Annotated in this window: 26 protein-coding genes; 25 read left to right on the forward strand and 1 reads right to left on the reverse strand. The window is 62.1% G+C overall.

From position 1 onward, the window contains the following. Nucleotides 1-31: 31 nt before the first annotated feature. Nucleotides 32-2782, forward strand: a complete 2751-nt coding sequence (gene secA, locus RMQ73_RS10230) for a preprotein translocase subunit SecA (protein ID WP_310498120.1) — start codon at nt 32-34, stop codon at nt 2780-2782. Nucleotides 2783-2835: 53 nt separating this feature from the next. On the opposite strand, the gene RMQ73_RS10235 is transcribed toward secA, so the two are convergent. Then, nucleotides 2836-3711, reverse strand: a complete 876-nt coding sequence (locus tag RMQ73_RS10235; RefSeq protein ID WP_310498121.1) for a TauD/TfdA family dioxygenase — start codon at nt 3709-3711, stop codon at nt 2836-2838. 375 nt (nt 3712-4086) lie between these two features. On the opposite strand from RMQ73_RS10235, the gene rpsL reads away from it, so the two are divergent. From rpsL to rpmD, 24 genes are all read left to right on the forward strand, one after another. Then, nucleotides 4087-4458: a 30S ribosomal protein S12 gene (gene rpsL, locus RMQ73_RS10240; RefSeq protein WP_310498122.1), complete on the forward strand. Its 372-nt coding sequence runs from the start codon at nt 4087-4089 to the stop codon at nt 4456-4458. Nucleotides 4459-4470: 12 nt separating this feature from the next. Further along, nucleotides 4471-4941 carry a 30S ribosomal protein S7 gene (rpsG, locus tag RMQ73_RS10245; RefSeq protein ID WP_310498123.1) on the forward strand — a complete coding sequence of 157 codons (471 nt, stop codon included), beginning with the start codon at nt 4471-4473 and terminating at the stop codon, nt 4939-4941. Between the two features lie 63 nt (nt 4942-5004). After that, nucleotides 5005-7077 carry an elongation factor G gene (fusA, locus tag RMQ73_RS10250; protein WP_310498125.1) on the forward strand — a complete coding sequence of 691 codons (2073 nt, stop codon included), beginning with the start codon at nt 5005-5007 and terminating at the stop codon, nt 7075-7077. Between the two features lie 128 nt (nt 7078-7205). Then, on the forward strand, nt 7206-8396 hold the full coding sequence (gene tuf, locus RMQ73_RS10255; RefSeq protein WP_310498126.1) for an elongation factor Tu: 1191 nt from the start codon (nt 7206-7208) through the stop codon (nt 8394-8396). 177 nt (nt 8397-8573) lie between these two features. Continuing rightward, entirely contained in the window at nt 8574-8888 is a 315-nt protein-coding gene (rpsJ, locus tag RMQ73_RS10260) for a 30S ribosomal protein S10 (RefSeq protein ID WP_310498127.1), read from the forward strand. A gap of 144 nt (nt 8889-9032) precedes the next feature. After that, the gene (gene rplC / locus RMQ73_RS10265) at nt 9033-9788 is read left to right on the forward strand and encodes a 50S ribosomal protein L3 (RefSeq protein WP_310498128.1); all 756 of its coding nucleotides are present in this window, start codon (nt 9033-9035) and stop codon (nt 9786-9788) included. A gap of 5 nt (nt 9789-9793) precedes the next feature. Then, nucleotides 9794-10417, forward strand: coding sequence for a 50S ribosomal protein L4 (gene rplD / locus RMQ73_RS10270; RefSeq protein WP_310498129.1), 624 nt, complete (start codon nt 9794-9796; stop codon nt 10415-10417). Then, nucleotides 10410-10724 (forward strand): 50S ribosomal protein L23, encoded by a 315-nt coding sequence (locus RMQ73_RS10275; RefSeq protein ID WP_310498130.1) that lies wholly within the window; start codon nt 10410-10412, stop codon nt 10722-10724. Before rplD ends, RMQ73_RS10275 begins: the two co-directional genes overlap by 8 nt. A gap of 4 nt (nt 10725-10728) precedes the next feature. Then, on the forward strand, nt 10729-11565 hold the full coding sequence (rplB, locus tag RMQ73_RS10280) for a 50S ribosomal protein L2 (protein WP_310498131.1): 837 nt from the start codon (nt 10729-10731) through the stop codon (nt 11563-11565). A gap of 6 nt (nt 11566-11571) precedes the next feature. After that, entirely contained in the window at nt 11572-11850 is a 279-nt protein-coding gene (gene rpsS / locus RMQ73_RS10285) for a 30S ribosomal protein S19 (protein WP_310498132.1), read from the forward strand. Beyond that, on the forward strand, nt 11850-12254 hold the full coding sequence (gene rplV / locus RMQ73_RS10290) for a 50S ribosomal protein L22 (RefSeq protein ID WP_310498133.1): 405 nt from the start codon (nt 11850-11852) through the stop codon (nt 12252-12254). Before rpsS ends, rplV begins: the two co-directional genes overlap by 1 nt. Beyond that, a complete protein-coding gene (gene rpsC / locus RMQ73_RS10295) occupies nt 12254-12949 on the forward strand; it encodes a 30S ribosomal protein S3 (RefSeq protein ID WP_310498134.1) in 696 nt (231 codons plus the stop codon). The genes rplV and rpsC overlap by 1 nt, the downstream gene beginning before the upstream one ends. 10 nt (nt 12950-12959) lie before the next feature. Beyond that, the gene (gene rplP / locus RMQ73_RS10300) at nt 12960-13388 is read left to right on the forward strand and encodes a 50S ribosomal protein L16 (RefSeq protein ID WP_310498136.1); all 429 of its coding nucleotides are present in this window, start codon (nt 12960-12962) and stop codon (nt 13386-13388) included. Nucleotides 13389-13393: 5 nt separating this feature from the next. Then, the gene (rpmC, locus tag RMQ73_RS10305; RefSeq protein ID WP_310498137.1) at nt 13394-13606 is read left to right on the forward strand and encodes a 50S ribosomal protein L29; all 213 of its coding nucleotides are present in this window, start codon (nt 13394-13396) and stop codon (nt 13604-13606) included. 3 nt (nt 13607-13609) lie between these two features. Then, entirely contained in the window at nt 13610-13846 is a 237-nt protein-coding gene (gene rpsQ / locus RMQ73_RS10310) for a 30S ribosomal protein S17 (RefSeq protein WP_310498138.1), read from the forward strand. Nucleotides 13847-13883: 37 nt separating this feature from the next. Next, on the forward strand, nt 13884-14252 hold the full coding sequence (gene rplN / locus RMQ73_RS10315) for a 50S ribosomal protein L14 (RefSeq protein WP_310498139.1): 369 nt from the start codon (nt 13884-13886) through the stop codon (nt 14250-14252). Beyond that, nucleotides 14252-14575, forward strand: coding sequence for a 50S ribosomal protein L24 (gene rplX / locus RMQ73_RS10320; protein ID WP_310498140.1), 324 nt, complete (start codon nt 14252-14254; stop codon nt 14573-14575). The genes rplN and rplX overlap by 1 nt, the downstream gene beginning before the upstream one ends. Then, nucleotides 14568-15149, forward strand: coding sequence for a 50S ribosomal protein L5 (gene rplE / locus RMQ73_RS10325; RefSeq protein ID WP_310498141.1), 582 nt, complete (start codon nt 14568-14570; stop codon nt 15147-15149). Before rplX ends, rplE begins: the two co-directional genes overlap by 8 nt. A gap of 3 nt (nt 15150-15152) precedes the next feature. Continuing rightward, nucleotides 15153-15458, forward strand: a complete 306-nt coding sequence (gene rpsN, locus RMQ73_RS10330) for a 30S ribosomal protein S14 (RefSeq protein WP_310498142.1) — start codon at nt 15153-15155, stop codon at nt 15456-15458. A 12-nt stretch (nt 15459-15470) separates the two neighbouring features. Beyond that, nucleotides 15471-15866 (forward strand): 30S ribosomal protein S8, encoded by a 396-nt coding sequence (gene rpsH / locus RMQ73_RS10335; protein ID WP_310498143.1) that lies wholly within the window; start codon nt 15471-15473, stop codon nt 15864-15866. A 3-nt stretch (nt 15867-15869) separates the two neighbouring features. Continuing rightward, a complete protein-coding gene (gene rplF / locus RMQ73_RS10340; RefSeq protein WP_310498144.1) occupies nt 15870-16403 on the forward strand; it encodes a 50S ribosomal protein L6 in 534 nt (177 codons plus the stop codon). Beyond that, complete coding sequence (rplR, locus tag RMQ73_RS10345) at nt 16403-16756, forward strand: 50S ribosomal protein L18 (protein ID WP_310498145.1); 354 nt, start codon at nt 16403-16405, stop codon at nt 16754-16756. Before rplF ends, rplR begins: the two co-directional genes overlap by 1 nt. A 2-nt stretch (nt 16757-16758) precedes the next feature. Next, nucleotides 16759-17505, forward strand: a complete 747-nt coding sequence (gene rpsE / locus RMQ73_RS10350) for a 30S ribosomal protein S5 (RefSeq protein ID WP_310498146.1) — start codon at nt 16759-16761, stop codon at nt 17503-17505. An 11-nt stretch (nt 17506-17516) separates the two neighbouring features. Next, nucleotides 17517-17699 (forward strand): 50S ribosomal protein L30, encoded by a 183-nt coding sequence (gene rpmD, locus RMQ73_RS10355; RefSeq protein ID WP_310498147.1) that lies wholly within the window; start codon nt 17517-17519, stop codon nt 17697-17699. The last annotated feature ends 37 nt before the right edge of the window (nt 17700-17736 follow it).

A 17736-nucleotide genomic window follows, 5' to 3' on the forward strand; every position in this document is an offset into this window, starting at 1 on the left:
AAGCGGGCCCGCAACGAAAGTCAGGATTTCCATGCTTGGATTGGGCGGCATCGCCAAACGTTTGTTCGGGTCCAGCAATGACCGGTACATCAAGTCGCTGAGCGGCGTTGTCGCGGGGATAAACGCGCTTGAGCCGCAGATGGCGGCGCTGGACGACACCGCCCTCAAGGCACAGACCGACAAGCTCAAGGGCTTGCTGGCAGCCGGCAAAAGCCTTGACGACATCCTGCCCGAAGCCTTTGCGACCGTGCGCGAAGCTGCCAAGCGCAGTCTGGGCCAACGCCATTACGATGTACAGATGATCGGCGGCATTGTCCTGCACCGGGGCGAAATCGCCGAAATGCGCACGGGCGAAGGCAAGACGCTGGTGGCCACCCTGGCGGTCTATCTCAATGCCCTGACCGGCAAGGGCGTGCATGTCATCACCGTCAACGACTATCTGGCATCGCGCGATGCCGGCTGGATGGGGCAGGTCTATCGCTTTTTGGGCCTGTCAGTCGGCGTCATCATCCCCAACCTCGATGATGCCAGCCGCCGCGCGGCGTACAATGCCGACATCACTTATGGCACCAACAACGAATTCGGCTTCGACTATCTGCGCGACAACATGAAATACAGCCGCGAGCAGATGGTGCAGCGACCGTTCAATTTCGCCGTTGTCGATGAAGTCGATTCGGTGCTGATCGACGAAGCGCGCACGCCGCTGATCATCTCCGGCCCCACCGATGACAAATCGGCGCTGTATTCCGCTGTCGACATGATGGTCAAAACGCTCGATGTCACCGACTGCGAGATCGACGAAAAGAACCGTTCGATCATCCTGTCCGAAGCCGGCACCGAAAAGGCGGAACGCGCGCTTGAGGCTGCCGGGCTGCTCGAAGGCGAGAACCTGTATGATTTCGAAAACACGCAGGTCGTCCACCACCTGACACAGGCGCTACGCGCCAACATGATCTACAAGCTCGACACCGATTATATCGTGCGCGACGGCAAGGTGGTCATCATCGATGAATTCACCGGCCGCATGATGGATGGCCGGCGCTGGTCCGATGGCCTGCACCAGGCCGTCGAAGCCAAGGAGGGCGTGCAGATCCAGCCGGAGAACCAGACGCTGGCATCGGTGACCTTCCAGAATTATTTCCGCATGTACCCCAAGCTGGGCGGCATGACCGGCACGGCTGCGACCGAAGCAGCAGAATTCTACGACATCTACAAACTCAACACGGTGGAAATGCCCACCAACTTGCCTGTGCTGCGCAAGGACGTCGACGACGAATTCTACAAGAACGCCGAGCAGAAATACAAAGCCATCGTCAAGACGATCCGCGAAGCGTCGGCCAGGGGCCAGCCGATCCTTGTCGGCACCGTCTCCATCGAAAAGAGCGAGATGCTCAGCGAGTATCTGACCACCGAAGGCGTGAAACACGTCGTGCTCAATGCCCGCTATCACGAGCAGGAAGCCGAGATCGTCAGCCAGGCCGGCCGTCCCGGCGCCGTCACCATCGCCACCAACATGGCCGGACGCGGCACCGACATCCAGCTCGGCGGCAATGCCGATGCCCGCATCGCCAAGGAACTGGCCGGCGTCATCGACGGCCCGGAGCGCACCGCCGCCATCGAAAAAATCCGCGCCGAAGTGCAGGTCGAGCGCGAGGCTGTGCTGGCCGCCGGCGGCCTGTTCGTGCTGGGCACCGAACGCCACGAAAGCCGCCGCATCGACAACCAGCTGCGTGGCCGCTCGGGCCGTCAGGGCGACCCCGGTTTCAGCCGCTTTTATCTCAGCCTCGACGATGACCTGCTGCGAATCTTCGGCCAGCAGAGCATGCTGTCGCGGCTGATGAACTCCGGCCTGGAAGAAGGCGAAGCCATCGTCCACCCCTGGATTTCCAAGGCCATCGAGACGGCGCAGAAAAAGGTCGAGGCGCGCAACTACGACGTGCGCAAGCAATTGCTGCAGTACGACGATGTGATGAACGACCAGCGCAAGGTCGTCTATGAACAGCGCGCGGACATCATGGATTCGCAGGCGGTCGGCGATGTCGTCATCGACATGCGACACGAAACAGTAAACGCCATTGTCGCGGTGCGTTGCCCGGTCGGCTCCTATCCCGAACAATGGGACGTGGCCGGCCTGCAGGAAGATGTGAACGGCACGCTGGGCCTTGATCTCGACGTCAGCGGCTGGCCCACCGAAGCCGCCATCGACCCCGAAGCCGTCGTGGACCGGCTGATCGCAGCGTCCGACGCGCACATGGCCGCCAAGGCCGCCGAATTGCCGACCGAGACTTGGGTGAACATCGAAAAGAACTTCCTCCTCCAGGCGCTCGACCACCACTGGAAGGAACATCTCGCGACGCTGGATTCGCTGCGGTCCGTCATCCACCTGCGCGCCTATGCCCAGAAACAGCCGCTCAACGAATACAAGTCCGAAGCCTTTGCGCTGTTCGAACGCATGCTCGGCATCGTGCGCGAGGATGTGACGCGCATGCTGTCCAACTCGGCCTTCCAGATGCAGCCGCCCGAATTGCCGCCGCTGCCCAGCTTCGTGACGACGCACATCGACCCGCTGACCGGCGAGAATGACGCAGGCCCGCGGCTGTCGTTCGATGCCTTTGGTGCGGCTTTGCCCGCCGGCGCGCTCGAAGCCGCGCAGAGCGCCACAGCGGTGCTGGAAGCCGTGGACCCCGAGGATCTTGCCGAATGGCAGGCCAGCGTGCCTCGCAACGCGTTGTGTCCCTGTGGTTCTGGCAACAAGTTCAAGCACTGCCACGGGGCGCTTTGAGGCATTCCGGCAACAAGTGTCAGCCGGGTCTGCACCTCAGCCGGCCCGGCCCCTCAGCCTGAGCGGTAAAAAGGCTTGCAGCCGGCCACCGTCACGCGCTCCATGATCCTGCGCGCCGGGAAATAATCGCTGACGGCGAGATGCTGGCTGGCGCGATTGTCCCAAAAGGCAACCGAACCTGGTTGCCACCGGAAACGGCACTGAATTTCAGGGTTGGCCGCCGTCGCATAGAGATGCGCCAGCAGCCAGTCGCTTTCCTCGCGGCTCAGTCCTTTGATATGGCTGGTGAACGCCGTGTTGACATACAGTGTCGGCAACCCCGTTTCGGGGTGCGTGCGAACGACGGGATGTTCCTGGGGCGGAAAACGCTCGTGCAGGTCGGCAGGCGCCTTGTTCAGCCGCCCGGCAAAGACCCGCGCAATGTCGTGCACGGCAGTCAACCCGGTGACAAAGCGCTGCATCTCCGACGACAGGCCGGCAAAAGCCAGATGCATGTCGACAAACAGCGTGTCCCCGCCAACAGGGGGAACCTCGATTGCACGCAAGATGCTCCCGAGCGACGGCTTCTCCCGCCAGGTCACGTCGGAGTGCCAGTAGTTTTCCTTCCCCCGGCTTTCCGGTCCATGGGCGATGCGCAGGATTTCGGGGTCAGGCTGGTCACGCGGCGTCGCGGGATGGATTTCCAGTTCGCCAAAGTGGCCGGCAAAGGCAATGTGCTGGGCGGCCGTGATGTCCTGATTGCGAAAAAATACGACTTTGTGCGCCAGCAGGGCCGCCCTGATGGCGGGCACAAAGGCCGCAATGTCCGCACTGCCGAGGTCAACGCCCGAAATCTCGGCCCCGATAGCGGGCGTCAACGATGTGACGCTGATCGGGCCGGCTGACTGGTCACCAGATGGTTCGGCTGCTTGCACCGCGCTGGCCATCATCCTGCCTCCCCTCGCTGTCCGACCGCTGATCCATCTGGACGAGAAAGTGTCGGCGCAATGCCGTGCCGTGGCAAGAGGGCGCCGCCAATTGCACGACCGGCGATGCGCCCGTGCCCTTTTTGCCGAACAAGCCGGCGCACGGACGGTTGACCAGCCCCGCCCCCGCGACTATAGGCGCGCTTCGCTTCATTGCCCGGTGCAGACCGTGCTGCGAGGCGAAAAGAAACGACAGGCAGCGCCGCGCGCGATTGGCTCCCTTCCCGGGGGCCTTTTGCGCTTATGTTCCGGAAGCAATTTCCAGAAGCGGCACAGGCTTGGAGTAGGCGACCGTTTCCTTGGTTGGAAGCGGCCTGCCGAACAGCAAAAGAGAGACAGATGCCAACGATCAACCAGCTGATCCGCAAGGGTCGCGAGCCGCAGAAAGCTCGCAACAAGGTGCCGGCCATGGAGGCCTGCCCCCAGAAGCGCGGTGTTTGCACCCGCGTGTACACGACGACCCCGAAAAAGCCGAACTCGGCCTTGCGCAAGGTGGCCAAGATCCGCCTGACCAATGGCTTTGTAGTCATCGGCTACATCCCGGGCGAAGGCCACAACCTTCAGGAACACTCCGTGGTCCTGATTCGCGGTGGCCGCGTCAAGGATCTTCCCGGCGTGCGCTATCACATCCTGCGCGGCGTTCTCGACACCCAGGGCGTCAAGAACCGCAAGCAGAGCCGTTCCAAATACGGCACCAAGCGTCCGAAGTAAGGGGTACAGAAAATGTCACGTCGTCGTCGCCCCGAAAAACGCGAAATCAATCCGGACCCCAAGTTCGGTGATGTCGTACTTTCCAAATTCATGAACCTCGTCATGTACGAGGGCAAGAAATCCGTCGCTGAAGCCATTGTGTATTCGGCGCTGGAAACCATCGAAGCCAAGAGCCGCCGCGAACCGATCGGCGTCTTCCACGATGCGCTCGCCAATGTCCGTCCGGGCATCGAAGTGCGTTCGCGCCGCGTCGGCGGGGCCACCTATCAGGTGCCCGTCGAAGTGCGTGCCGAACGCAGCCAGGCGCTTGCCATCCGCTGGTTGATTGCTGCCGCCCGCAAGCGGTCGGAACACACCATGGCACAGCGTCTGTCGGGCGAATTGCTCGACGCCGCATCGAACCGTGGTTCGGCCGTCAAGAAGCGCGAAGACACGCACCGCATGGCGGAAGCGAACCGCGCCTTCTCGCACTACCGCTGGTAAACTCTGTTGGCGCCGGAGCATCAACGCTCCGGCGCCGCCACTTCTAGATCAGGCTGACCTCCCATGCCCCGCACGACCCCGCTTGAGCGTTACCGCAACATCGGCATCATGGCGCACATCGACGCCGGCAAGACGACGACTACCGAGCGTATCCTTTATTACACCGGCAAGTCGTACAAGATCGGCGAAGTCCATGAAGGCACTGCCACCATGGACTGGATGGAGCAGGAGCAGGAGCGCGGCATCACAATCACGTCCGCCGCGACGACCTGCTATTGGGAAGATCACCGGATCAACATCATCGACACCCCCGGCCACGTCGACTTCACCATCGAAGTCGAACGTTCGCTGCGCGTGCTTGACGGTGCCGTGGCTTGCTTCGACGGCGTTGCCGGCGTCGAGCCGCAGTCCGAAACCGTGTGGCGCCAGGCTGACAAGTACAAGGTGCCGCGCATGTGCTTCGTCAACAAGCTTGACCGCACCGGTGCCAATTTCGTCCGCTGTGTGGAGATGATCAAGGACCGCCTCGGCGCGCGTCCGGCCGTCCTGTATCTCCCGATCGGCCTCGAAGGCGATTTCATCGGCCTCGTCGATCTCGTCGAGAACCGCGCCATCATCTGGCTCGAAGAATCGCTGGGCGCCAAGTTCGAATACAAGGAAATCCCGGCCGAATACGCCGATGCCGCCGCGCTGGCCCGTTCCGAGCTGATCGAAATGGCCGTCGAGCAGGACGATGATCTGATGACCGCCTATCTCGAAGGCACCGAGCCGACGACGGCGCAACTCAAGGCGCTCATCCGCAAGGGCACGCTGGCGTTCGCATTCGTGCCCGTGCTGTGCGGCTCGGCGTTCAAGAACAAGGGCGTGCAGCCCCTGCTCGACGCCGTTGTCGATTATCTGCCCAGCCCGCTCGACATTCCACCAATGCACGGCATCAATCTCAAGGATGAGGACGAGATTCGCGAAGCATCCGATGATGCGCCGTTCTCGGCCCTGGCCTTCAAGATCATGACCGATCCGTTCGTCGGCACGTTGACCTTCGCCCGCATCTATTCGGGCCGCATGGAAGCGGCCTCGATTGTGATGAACTCGGTCAAGGACAAGCGCGAGAAGATCGGCCGCATGCTGCTCATGCACGCCAACAACCGTGAAGACATCAAGGAGGCCTTTGCAGGCGATATCGTCGCGCTGGTGGGCCTCAAGGACGTTACGACGGGCGACACGCTGTGCGCGCCTCTCAAGCCCATCATTCTTGAACGCATGGAGTTCCCGGAGCCCGTCATCGAGGTTGCCGTGGAACCCAAGACCAAGGCCGACCAGGAAAAGATGGGCATCGCGCTCAATCGCCTTGCCCAGGAAGATCCGTCGTTCCGCGTCACATCCGACAATGAAAGCGGCCAGACGATTATCAAGGGCATGGGTGAACTTCACCTCGAAATCCTTGTCGATCGCATGAAGCGCGAATTCAAGGTCGAGGCCAATGTCGGCGCGCCGCAGGTCGCCTATCGCGAATCGCTCGCCCGCAAGGTCGATGTCGATTACACCCACAAGAAGCAGTCGGGCGGCTCCGGCCAGTTCGGCCGCATCAAGTTCACCGTGGAACCCGGCGAGCGCGGCTCGGGCGTCATCTTCAAGGATGAAGTCAAGGGCGGCAATGTGCCCAAGGAATATATTCCGGCTGTCGAAAAGGGCATCCGCGAAATCGCAGCCTCGGGTCATCTGATCGGCTTCCCGCTGATCGACTTCAAGGCAACGCTGTATGACGGCGCTTATCATGACGTCGATTCGTCGGCCTTGGCCTTTGAAATCACTGGCCGTGGCGGCATGCGCGAAGCTGCCGACAAGGCTGGTATCAAGATTCTCGAACCGATCATGAAGGTCGAAGTGGTGACGCCGGAAGATTATCTGGGTGACGTCATCGGCGATCTCAACTCGCGCCGGGGTCAGATCCAGGGCACCGACACCCGCGGCAACGCACAGGTGATCGAGGCCATGGTGCCGCTTGCCAACATGTTCGGCTATGTGAACAACCTGCGCTCCATGAGCCAGGGGCGAGCCCAATATTCCATGCAGTTCAGCCACTATGACGAAGTGCCGTCGAACGTGGCCGAGGAGATCAAGCTGAAACTGGCTTGATTTATTCGAGATTGCGGCTAGTCAGCGCCCCTTCCGGGATGTTGATTCGGCGCCCTCCGGGGCGGGGATTCGCCTCGCCGCTACGATGAAATTCACCAACAGACACAAATCAGGAAGAGGTTACGGCCATGGGTAAGGCGAAATTCGAGCGGAACAAGCCGCACTGCAACATTGGCACCATTGGTCACGTCGACCATGGCAAGACGTCGCTGACGGCCGCCATCACCAAGGTGCTGGCCGAAACCGGCGGTGCCACGTTCACCAGCTATGCCAACATCGACAAGGCTCCCGAAGAGCGCGAGCGCGGCATCACCATTTCGACGGCGCACGTCGAATATGAAACCGCCAAGCGCCACTATGCGCACGTCGATTGCCCCGGCCACGCCGATTATGTGAAGAACATGATCACCGGTGCCGCGCAGATGGACGGCGCCATCCTGGTGGTGTCCGCAACCGATGGCCCGATGCCGCAGACCCGCGAGCACATCCTGCTCGCCAAGCAGGTCGGCGTTCCTGCCATGGTCGTGTTCATGAACAAGGTCGACCTCGTCGATGACGCGGAAATCCTCGAACTCGTCGAAATGGAAATCCGCGAGCTTCTGTCCAAGTACGACTTCCCGGGCGATGACATTCCCATCACCCCCGGTTCGGCCGTGTGCGCCCTTGAAGGCAAGCGCGACGACATCGGCCATGATGCCGTGCTGAAGCTGATGCAGACGGTTGACGACTACATCCCGCAGCCGGAACGTGCGCTTGATCGTCCGTTCCTGATGCCCATCGAAGACGTGTTCTCGATCTCGGGTCGCGGCACGGTCGTCACCGGCCGCGTCGAAAGCGGCGTCGTCAAGGTTGGCGAAGAAATCGAAATCGTCGGCATCCACGACACCCGCAAGACCGTTTGCACCGGCGTCGAAATGTTCCGCAAGCTGCTCGACCAGGGCCAGGCTGGCGACAACATCGGTGCCCTGCTGCGCGGCGTTGGCCGTGATGACGTGGAACGCGGCCAGGTGCTCTGCAAGCCCGGCTCCATCAAGCCGCACACCGAGTTCACCTCGGAAGTGTACGTGCTGTCGAAGGACGAAGGTGGCCGTCACACGCCGTTCTTCGCCAACTACCGCCCGCAGTTCTACTTCCGCACCACGGACGTCACCGGCACCGTCGAACTGCCGGAAGGCACCGAGATGGTCATGCCGGGCGACAACGTCCAGCTGAAGGTCAAGCTGATCGCCCCGATCGCCATGGATCCGGGTCTGCGCTTCGCAATTCGTGAAGGCGGCCGCACTGTCGGCGCCGGCGTGGTTGCAACCATCATCAAGTGAGTGTAAGGGGCCGCTTCCCTTGGAGGCGGCCCCGATTCGTCATCCCGGTTTTCCGGGGCGACAAACTGGACCCCGCAGCTTCAGGGGCACGAGTTTCGGACGGCCGGTGCACCCCGCCAGTTTCCTGGTGGTTGCACCGGTTCGTCCTTTTAAACGCTGTTTGACAAGATTGGTGCCATGGAAGCTCAGAACATCCGGATTCGCCTGAAGGCCTTTGATCACCGTGTCCTCGATATGGCCACGAGCGAAATCGCTGACACCGCAAAGCGTACTGGCGCTGCCATCCGTGGTCCGATTCCCTTGCCGACCCGCTTCGAGAAGTTCACCGTGAACCGCTCGCCGCACGTCGACAAAAAGAGCCGCGAACAGTTCGAGGTCCGCACCTACAAGCGTCTCCTCGACATTGTTGACCCGACCCCGCAGACGGTGGACGCGCTGATGAAGCTCGATCTCGCCGCCGGCGTGGACATTGAGATCAAACTCGGTAAATAAGCCGGGCAAGACAGACCCGGCCCACAAGCCGGGTTCCATACGCGGAGCGACATTGGATGGGGGCCACTGGCCCTCACGCCCGGTTTCTCCCCAAGCCCCCTCCCCAGATAGTCTGGATGGGGCCTCTGATGAAAGGAACGGATCATGCGCATTGGCGTGATCGCAAGGAAAATGGGCATGACGCGGATCTTCCGCGAAGACGGTCGGCATGTGCCGGTGACCGTGCTTGCTCTTGAAAACAATCAGGTCGTTTCGGTCAAGACCGAAGCGAACGACGGCTACACCGCTGTCCAGCTTGGCGCTGGCACGAAGAAAGCCAAGAACACCACCAAGCCCGAGCGGGGCCATTTCGGCAAAGCCGAAGTCGAGCCCAAGGCCAAGGTCGCGGAATTCCGCGTCGATGCCGAAGCTCTGCTTGCGATGGGTGACACCATTTCCGCCGACCATTTCGTCGCCGGCCAGTACGTCGATGTGACGGGCGTGACGCAGGGCAAGGGCTTTGCCGGCGCCATGAAGCGCTGGAACTTCGGTGGTCTGCGCGCGACTCACGGCGTCTCTGTCTCGCACCGCTCGCATGGTTCGACCGGTCAGCGCCAGGATCCGGGCAAGGTCTTCAAGGGCAAGAAGATGGCCGGCCACATGGGCGACAAGCAGCGCACCCAGCAGAACCTCGAAGTCGTTTCGACAGATGTCGAGCGCGGCCTCATCTTCATCCACGGCTCGGTGCCGGGGTCGAAGGGCGGCTGGCTGCTGATCAAGGATGCGGTGAAGATCCCGGCCAAGGCTGATCTGCCGTATCCGGCATCGCTCAAGACCGCTGCCGCCAATGATGTTGCACCGGCTCCGATCGATGTCGCGCCAGCAGCTGATGAAACCTCAACCAACGAACAGGGGGCCTGAGGCACATGAAGATTCAGGTCAAAACCCTGGCCGCCACCGACGCTGGTGAGATCGAGCTGTCCGAAGCCGTTTTCGGCAAGGAACTGCGTCTCGACATTCTGCACCGCGTTGTCACCTGGCAGCTCGAAAAGCGTCGCGGCACGGCTCGCAAGGCCCGTGAACGCAGCGACGTTGCACGCACCGGCAAAAAGCTGGGCAACCAGAAGGGCGGCGGTACTGCCCGCCACGGCAACCGTGCAGCACCGCAGTTCATCGGCGGCGGCAAGGCCCATGGTCCCCGCGTCCGTGACTTCAACCCCAGCCTCAACAAGAAGATCCGTCGTCTTGGTCTTGCCACCGCCCTGTCCGTCAAGGCCCAGGAAGGCAAGTTGATCGTCGTGGAAGACCTGGTGCTCGGCGAAGCCCGTACCAAGGCATTCCTCGTCGCGCTGGGCAACTTGGGCATCAGCTCGGGCCTGTTCATCGACGGCGGCGCTGTTGACGCCGGCTTTGCGATGGCTTCGGCCAACGTTCCGCACATCGACGTGCTGCCGGCCATCGGCGCCAACGTCTATGACATCCTCAATCACGACACGCTGGTCCTGACCCGCGCTGCCGTCACGGCACTGGAGGCCCGGGTCAATGGCTAAGACAGCTGCCACCCCGATCGACCTGAAGCATTACGACATCGTCGTGAAGCCGGTCATCACCGAAAAGACCACGCTGGTCAGCGAATACAACCAGGTTGTGTTCAAGGTCGCGAACGACGCCACCAAGCCGCAGATCAAGGCTGCCGTGGAAGCGTTGTTCAGCGTCAAGGTTCTCAGCGTCAACACGCTGATCCAGAAGGGCAAGACCAAGCGCTGGAAGGGCAAGGAATATCGCCGTTCCGACGAGAAGAAGGCCATTGTGACGCTCGCCGATGGCGACCGGATCGATGTGACCACGGGGATCTGACGCCATGGCTTTGAAGCATTATAACCCGACGAGCCCGGGCCGCCGTGGCCTTATCCTCGTCGACCGTTCGAGCCTGTTCAAAGGTCGTCCGCTCAAGGTGCTGACAGAAGGTCTGCGCAAGTCGGGTGGCCGCAACAACATGGGCCATGCAACGGCCCGCGGCATCGCCGGTGGTCACAAGCAGCTGTACCGTGTCATCGACTTCAAGCGTCGCACCTGGGATGTCACCGCGACTGTCGAGCGTCTGGAATATGATCCCAATCGCTCGGCCTTCATCGCGCTTGTGAAATATCCCGATGGCAACCAGCAGTACATCATCGCACCGCAGCGCCTTGCCGTGGGTGACGTCGTCACTGCCGGCAAGAAGGTCGATGTGAAGCCGGGCAATGCCATGGAAATCGGCCAGATGCCGGTTGGCACCATTGTCCACAACGTCGAGCTGAAGCCCGGCAAGGGCGGCCAGATGGCACGCGCCGCCGGCACGTTCGTGCAGGTCGTGGGCCGCGACAAGGGCATGGTCATCATCCGCCTCAACTCGGGCGAGCAGCGTTATGTCCGCTCCGAGTGCATGGCCACGGTGGGCGCTGTGTCGAACCCCGACAACAGCAACCAGAACCTGGGCAAGGCCGGTCGCAACCGCTGGCTGGGCCATCGTCCGCTGACCCGCGGCGTCGCCAAGAACCCGGTCGATCACCCGCATGGCGGCGGCGAAGGCCGCACCTCGGGCGGCCGTCACCCGGTGACCCCATGGGGCAAGCCGACCAAGGGCGCCAAGACGCGTTCGAACAAGTCGACCGACGGGATGATCATCCGGTCGCGTCATGCCAAGAAGAAGAGGTAAGCGCGCATGAGCCGCTCCGTCTGGAAGGGTCCGTTCGTGGACCTGCATGTCCTCAAAAAAGCCGAAGCCGCACAGGCTGGCAGTGGTGGCCGTGGTCCGATCAAGACCTGGTCGCGCCGCTCCACCATCCTGCCGCAGTTCGTCGGCCTCACCTTCAGTGTCTACAACGGCAAGAAGTTCATCCCGGTCTCGGTCAACGAAGACATGGTCGGCATGAAGCTCGGGGAATTCGCGCCGACGCGCACCTTCCCCGGCCACGCTGCCGACAAGAAGGGCAAGCGCTAATGTCCAAGCCGAAATCCCCCCGCAAGGTTGGTGACCGCGAGGCACTGGCCGTTGCAACGACCATCCGTGGTTCGTCGTACAAGCTCAACCTGGTCGCCGGTCTGATCCGCGGCCGCAAGGTTGGTGACGCGCTCAACATCCTGACCTTCTCCAAGAAGGCCATGGCAGTCGATGTGCGCAAGGTGCTGGCGTCTGCCATCGCCAACGCCGAAAACAACCACAACCTCGATGTCGATGCACTCGTCGTCAAGGAAGCCAGCGTCGGCAAGGCCATTGTCATGAAGCGCTTCACGCCGCGCGCTCGTGGCCGTGCCGCCCGTATCGAAAAGCCGTTCAGCCGCCTGCGCGTCGTCGTGCGTGAACTGGGCGATGACGACAGCAACACTGCCGGGAGCGCCGAATAATGGGTCACAAAACGTCCCCCATCGGTCTGCGCTTGCAGATCAACCGCACCTGGGACAGCCGCTGGTTCGCCCGTGGCAACGAGTATGGCAATCTGCTTCTCGAAGATCTTCGCATTCGCGAATTCATCCTCAAGACGCACGCTGCTGCTGCCATTTCCAAGGTGGTCATCGAGCGTCCGGCAAAGCTGGCGCGCGTGTCGATCTTTGCTGCCCGCCCGGGCGTGATCATCGGCAAGAAGGGCGCTGACATCGAGAAGCTGAAGAAGCAGATCGGTCAGATGACTCGTTCGGACGTGTCGCTGAACATCGTCGAGATCCGCAAGCCGGAAATCGATTCCAAGCTTGTTGCCCAGGGTGTCGCCGACCAGCTCGAGCGCCGTATCGCGTTCCGCCGCGCCATGAAGCGTGCGGTGCAGGCAGCGCTGCGTCTGGGTGCCGAAGGCATCAAGATCACTTGCTCGGGTCGGCTCGGCGGTGCGGAAATCGCCCGCACCGAATGGTACCGTGAAGGCCGCGTGCCCTTGCACACCCTGCGCGGCAACGTCGATTATGCCGAAGCGCAGGCCCACACCGCTTATGGTGTGTGCGGTGTGAAGGTCTGGATCTTCAAGGGCGAAATTCTTGGGCACGACCCGATGGCGCAGGACCGTCTCATGATGGAATCGCAGACCAGCGGCGTTCGTCCGGCTCGCTGAGGATAGAGAAATGCTGCAACCAAAGCGCACAAAATTCCGCAAGGCCTTCAAGGGCCGTATCCATGGTGATGCCAAGGGCGGTACCGCCCTGAACTTCGGCGCCTTCGGCCTCAAGGCCATGGAGCCGGAACGCATCACCGCCCGCCAGATCGAAGCCGCGCGCCGTGCCATCTCGCGCCACATCAAGCGCGCCGGCCGTTTGTGGATCCGGATCTTCCCGGATCTGCCGGTGTCGTCCAAGCCTGCCGAAGTCCGCATGGGCTCCGGCAAGGGCGCTCCCGAATATTGGGTGGCGCGCGTCAAGCCCGGTCGCATCATGTTCGAACTCGACGGCGTGCCGCACGACGTGGCTGCCGGCGCCTTTGAGCGCGCTGCTGCCAAGCTGCCGATCAAGGTGAAGATGGTTGTTCGTCTCGGCGAACCGACGACGCAGGATTGATCACAATGACCAAGAACAATTTTGCCGACCTCAAGGGTCAGACCGATGAAGGTCTCGCGGGCCAGCTGTCCGAGCTGAAGCGCGAACAGTTCAACCTGCGTTTCCAGGCGGCCACCGGCCAGCTGGAAAAGCCGGGCCGTATCCGCGAGGTGCGCCGCACCATCGCCCGCATCAAGACGCTGCAGTCGGGCCGCAAGCCCCAGCAGACGGGAGCATAACACATGCCCAAACGCATCCTCCAGGGCACTGTCGTGTCCGACAAGGGCGACAAGACCGTGGTCGTGCTGATCGAGCGCAAGGTTGCGCACCCGGTCTATGGCAAGATCATTCGCCGGTCGAAGAAGTATCACGCCCATGACGAAAACAACCAGATCAAGGCCGGTGACATGGTTCGCATCGAAGAATGCGCGCCGCTGTCCAAGCTGAAGACCTGGAAAGTTCTCGAGAAGGTCGGTTGATGACCATTTCTCTCAACTCAATTGAAGGATCGAACACATGATCCAGATGCAGACGAACCTCGACGTGGCGGACAACTCTGGCGCCAAGCGGGTGATGTGCATCAAGGTCCTGGGCGGCTCGAAGCGTCGCTTTGCCGGCGTCGGCGACATCATTGTCGTGTCGGTCAAGGAAGCGCAGCCCAAGGGCAAGGTGAAGAAGGGCGACGTGCACCGCGCGGTCGTCGTGCGCACAGCCAAGGACATTCGCCGTGCTGATGGCTCGGTCATCCGCTTCGACGGCAATGCCGCCGTGCTCATCAACAAGAACGAGGAGCCGATCGGCACCCGTATCTTTGGGCCAGTGGTGCGTGAACTGCGCGCGTCCGGCCATATGAAGATCATCAGCCTCGCGCCGGAGGTGCTGTAATGAGCGCTGCCAAGATCAAGAAGGGTGACACCGTCATCGTCCTGTCCGGCAAGGACAAGGGCAAGTCGGGCGAAGTCACCAAGGCCATGCCGCGTGACGGCAAGGTCGTTGTCGGCGGCATCAACATGATGACCCGCCACAAGAAGCCCAGCCAGGCGAATCCGAACGGCGGCCTCGAGCGTATCGAAGCCCCGATGGCCGTCTCCAAGGTCGCCATCAAGGACCCGACAACGGGTCAGCCGACCCGCGTCGGCTTCAAGATGCTCGACGATGGCCGCAAGGTCCGCGTCGCCAAGAAGTCGGGAGCGCAGATCGATGCCTGAGACCAACATCACGCCGCGCATGCACACCGTGTATGTCGACAGCGTCCGTCCCAAGATGATCGAGATGTTCGGCTACAAGAACCTCATGCAGGTGCCGAAGATCGACAAGATCGTTCTCAACATGGGCGTCGGCGAAGCCACCCAGGACAAGAAGAAGGTCGATCAGGCCGCTTCTGAAATGGCGCTCATCGCTGGCCAGAAGCCGGTGATCACCAAGGCCAAGAAGTCGGTCGCTCAGTTCAAGCTGCGCGAGAACATGCCCATCGGTTGCAAGGTTACCCTGCGCCGCGAACGCATGTACGAATTCCTGGACCGGCTGGTGAACATCGCTCTGCCCCGCGTCCGCGATTTTCGCGGGTTGAACCCCAAGTCGTTTGACGGGCGCGGCAACTATGCCATGGGCCTCAAGGAACAGCTGATTTTCCCGGAAATCAACTATGACCGGATCGACCAGATCCGCGGCATGGACGTGATCGTCACCACGACCGCGAAGACCGATGATGAAGCCCGGGCCTTGCTCGCGCTGTTCGGCTTCCCGTTCATTGGCTACACTCTTGAGAAGCAGGCGGCCTGAACCATGGCAAAGCTTTCCATGATCAACAAGAACGAGCGCCGCAAGGCGTTGGTCGTCAAGTACGCCGGCAAGTTCGCCGTGCTCAAGGCGATCGCGAACGACGAAAACCGCGATGATGCCGAACGCCTGATGGCCCGGCTCAAGATGGCCCAGCTGCCGCGCAACGCCAACCCGACCCGGGTTCGCAACCGCTGCGAACTCACCGGGCGCCCGCGCGCCTATTATCGCAAGTTCAAGCTTTCGCGCATCATGCTTCGGGAATTGGCCAACAAGGGCCTCATCCCCGGCGTGACGAAGTCGAGCTGGTAAGGACAGTATAAGATGTCGATGTCCGACCCCCTGGGCGATATGCTCACCCGCATCCGCAATGGCCAGCAGGCCAAGAAGGATTCCATTCTCACCCCGGCTTCCAAGCTGCGGGCCCGCGTGCTCGATGTTTTGCAGCGCGAAGGCTATATCCGCGGTTACAGCCAGGCCGCCGAAGGCGCCGCAGCAGCCCTGCGGATCGACCTGAAATATTTCGAGGGCCGTCCGGCCATCCAGCATGTCGCCCGGGTTTCAAAGCCTGGCCGCCGTGTCTACTCGGGCGCCACCGAATTGCCGCGGGTCCGCAACGGCCTCGGTATCGTCATTGTTTCGACGCCAAAGGGCGTTCTGTCTGACGCGGAAGCGCGTGAGCAGAATGTCGGCGGCGAAGTCCTCTGCCAGGTGTTCTGAGCCATGTCACGCATTGGAAAGAAAGCTGTGCCGGTTCCGGCCAGTGTCACAGCCACCATCGCTGACCGCGTGTTGTCGGTGAAGGGCCCCAAGGGCGAAATGTCGATGCCGCTGGTGGATGACATCAGCTATACCATCGATGCCGGCACCATTGCCGTCATGCCCGCCAACGACACCAAGCGCGCCCGGTCCTATTGGGGCATGCAGCGCACTTTGGTGGCCAATCTGGTCACCGGCGTGTCGGACGGCTTCACCAAGGTGCTGGAAATCACCGGCGTCGGTTATCGCGCTTCGGTGCAGGGTTCAAACCTCAAGCTGCAGCTCGGCTACAGCCATGACGTCGACTTTGCGATCCCGGACGGCATCACCATCAAGACGCCGGACCAGACCACGGTCGAAATCACCGGCTCCGACAAGCAGCGCGTCGGCCAAGTGGCCGCCGAGATCCGCCGCTGGCGCAAACCCGAACCCTATAAGGGCAAGGGCATCAAGTATCGCGGTGAGAAGATCTTCCGCAAGGAAGGGAAGAAGAAGTAATGGCCAGGCTGTCTCTTTTTGCGCAGCGCCGTCGGCGCGTCCGCACCACCCTTCGTGCCAAGGGCGGCGCCCGCCCGCGGCTGTCCATCCACCGGTCCTCGCAGCATATCTATGCGCAGGTGATCGACGACGCCCGTGGCATCACGGTCGCCGCTGCATCCACCCTCGAAAAGGATGTGCGGAGCGTGACTGGCGCCACCAAGGATGCCGCAGCCGAAGTCGGCAAGCGTCTGGCCGAACGGGCCAAGGCTGCTGGCGTGTCTGCCGTGGTGTTTGACCGTGGTGGTTTCCTTTTCCATGGCCGCGTCAAGGCGCTGGCCGACGGTGCCCGCGAAGGCGGGCTGGAGTTCTGAGCATGGCTGACGAAATCGAAGTTGCCGGCGCAGCGCCGGCCGAAACCGAAAGCCGTGGCCGCGGCCCCGGCGGTCCCGGTGGCAATCGTGGTGGCCCAGGCGGCAATCGCGGTGGTCCGGGCGGCAATCGCAGCGGTCCCGGCGGCGGGCGCGGCGGCAACGATCGCGGAGACCGCAACCGCGGCCGCCGCGATGGCCCGCAGGAGCCAACCGGCGAGGAGCTGATTGAAAAGCTCGTCCACATCAACCGCGTCTCCAAGACCGTGAAGGGCGGCAAGCGCTTCGGCTTTGCTGCGCTGGTCGTGGTCGGCGACGGCAAGGGCCGGGTCGGCTTTGGTCATGGCAAGGCGCGCGAAGTGCCCGAAGCCATTCAGAAGGCGACGGCTGCTGCCAAAAAGGCAATGATCCGCGTGCCGCTGCGTGACGGCCGCACCCTGCACCATGATGGCTATGGCCATTTCGGCGCCGGGAAGGTCTATGTCCGCTCCGCCGCACAGGGTACCGGCATCATCGCCGGCGGCCCGATGCGCGCCGTGTTCGAAGCGCTTGGCGTTGCCGATGTCGTCACCAAGTCGGTCGGCACCAACAACCCCTACAACATGATCCGGGCGACGTTCGCGGCGCTTTCGGAACAGACCAGCCCCAAATCGGTAGCGCAGCGGCGCGGCAAGAAGATTGCTGATCTGATGGCGCGCCGCGGCGACGTTTCGGCCCGTGTGGCCGAAGCCGAAGCCGAAGCAATGGCATAAGGACGATCCCCATGGCCAAGCTGAAAATCACCCAGACCGGTTCGCCGATCCGCCGTGCCCCGATCCAGAAGCAGAATCTGATCGGCCTCGGTCTCAACAAGATGCACCGTGTGCGTGAACTCGAAGACACGCCTTCGGTGCGCGGCATGATCCGCGTCGTCAATCACCTGGTGAAGGTCGAGGAAATCGCCTAAGCCGCCTTTGTCCCCCGCCCGGCCTGTCCGGGCGGGG

This window comes from Sandarakinorhabdus sp. (genome assembly GCF_031430775.1).
In the GTDB taxonomy this organism is placed as follows: Bacteria; Pseudomonadota; Alphaproteobacteria; order Sphingomonadales; family Sphingomonadaceae; genus Sandarakinorhabdus.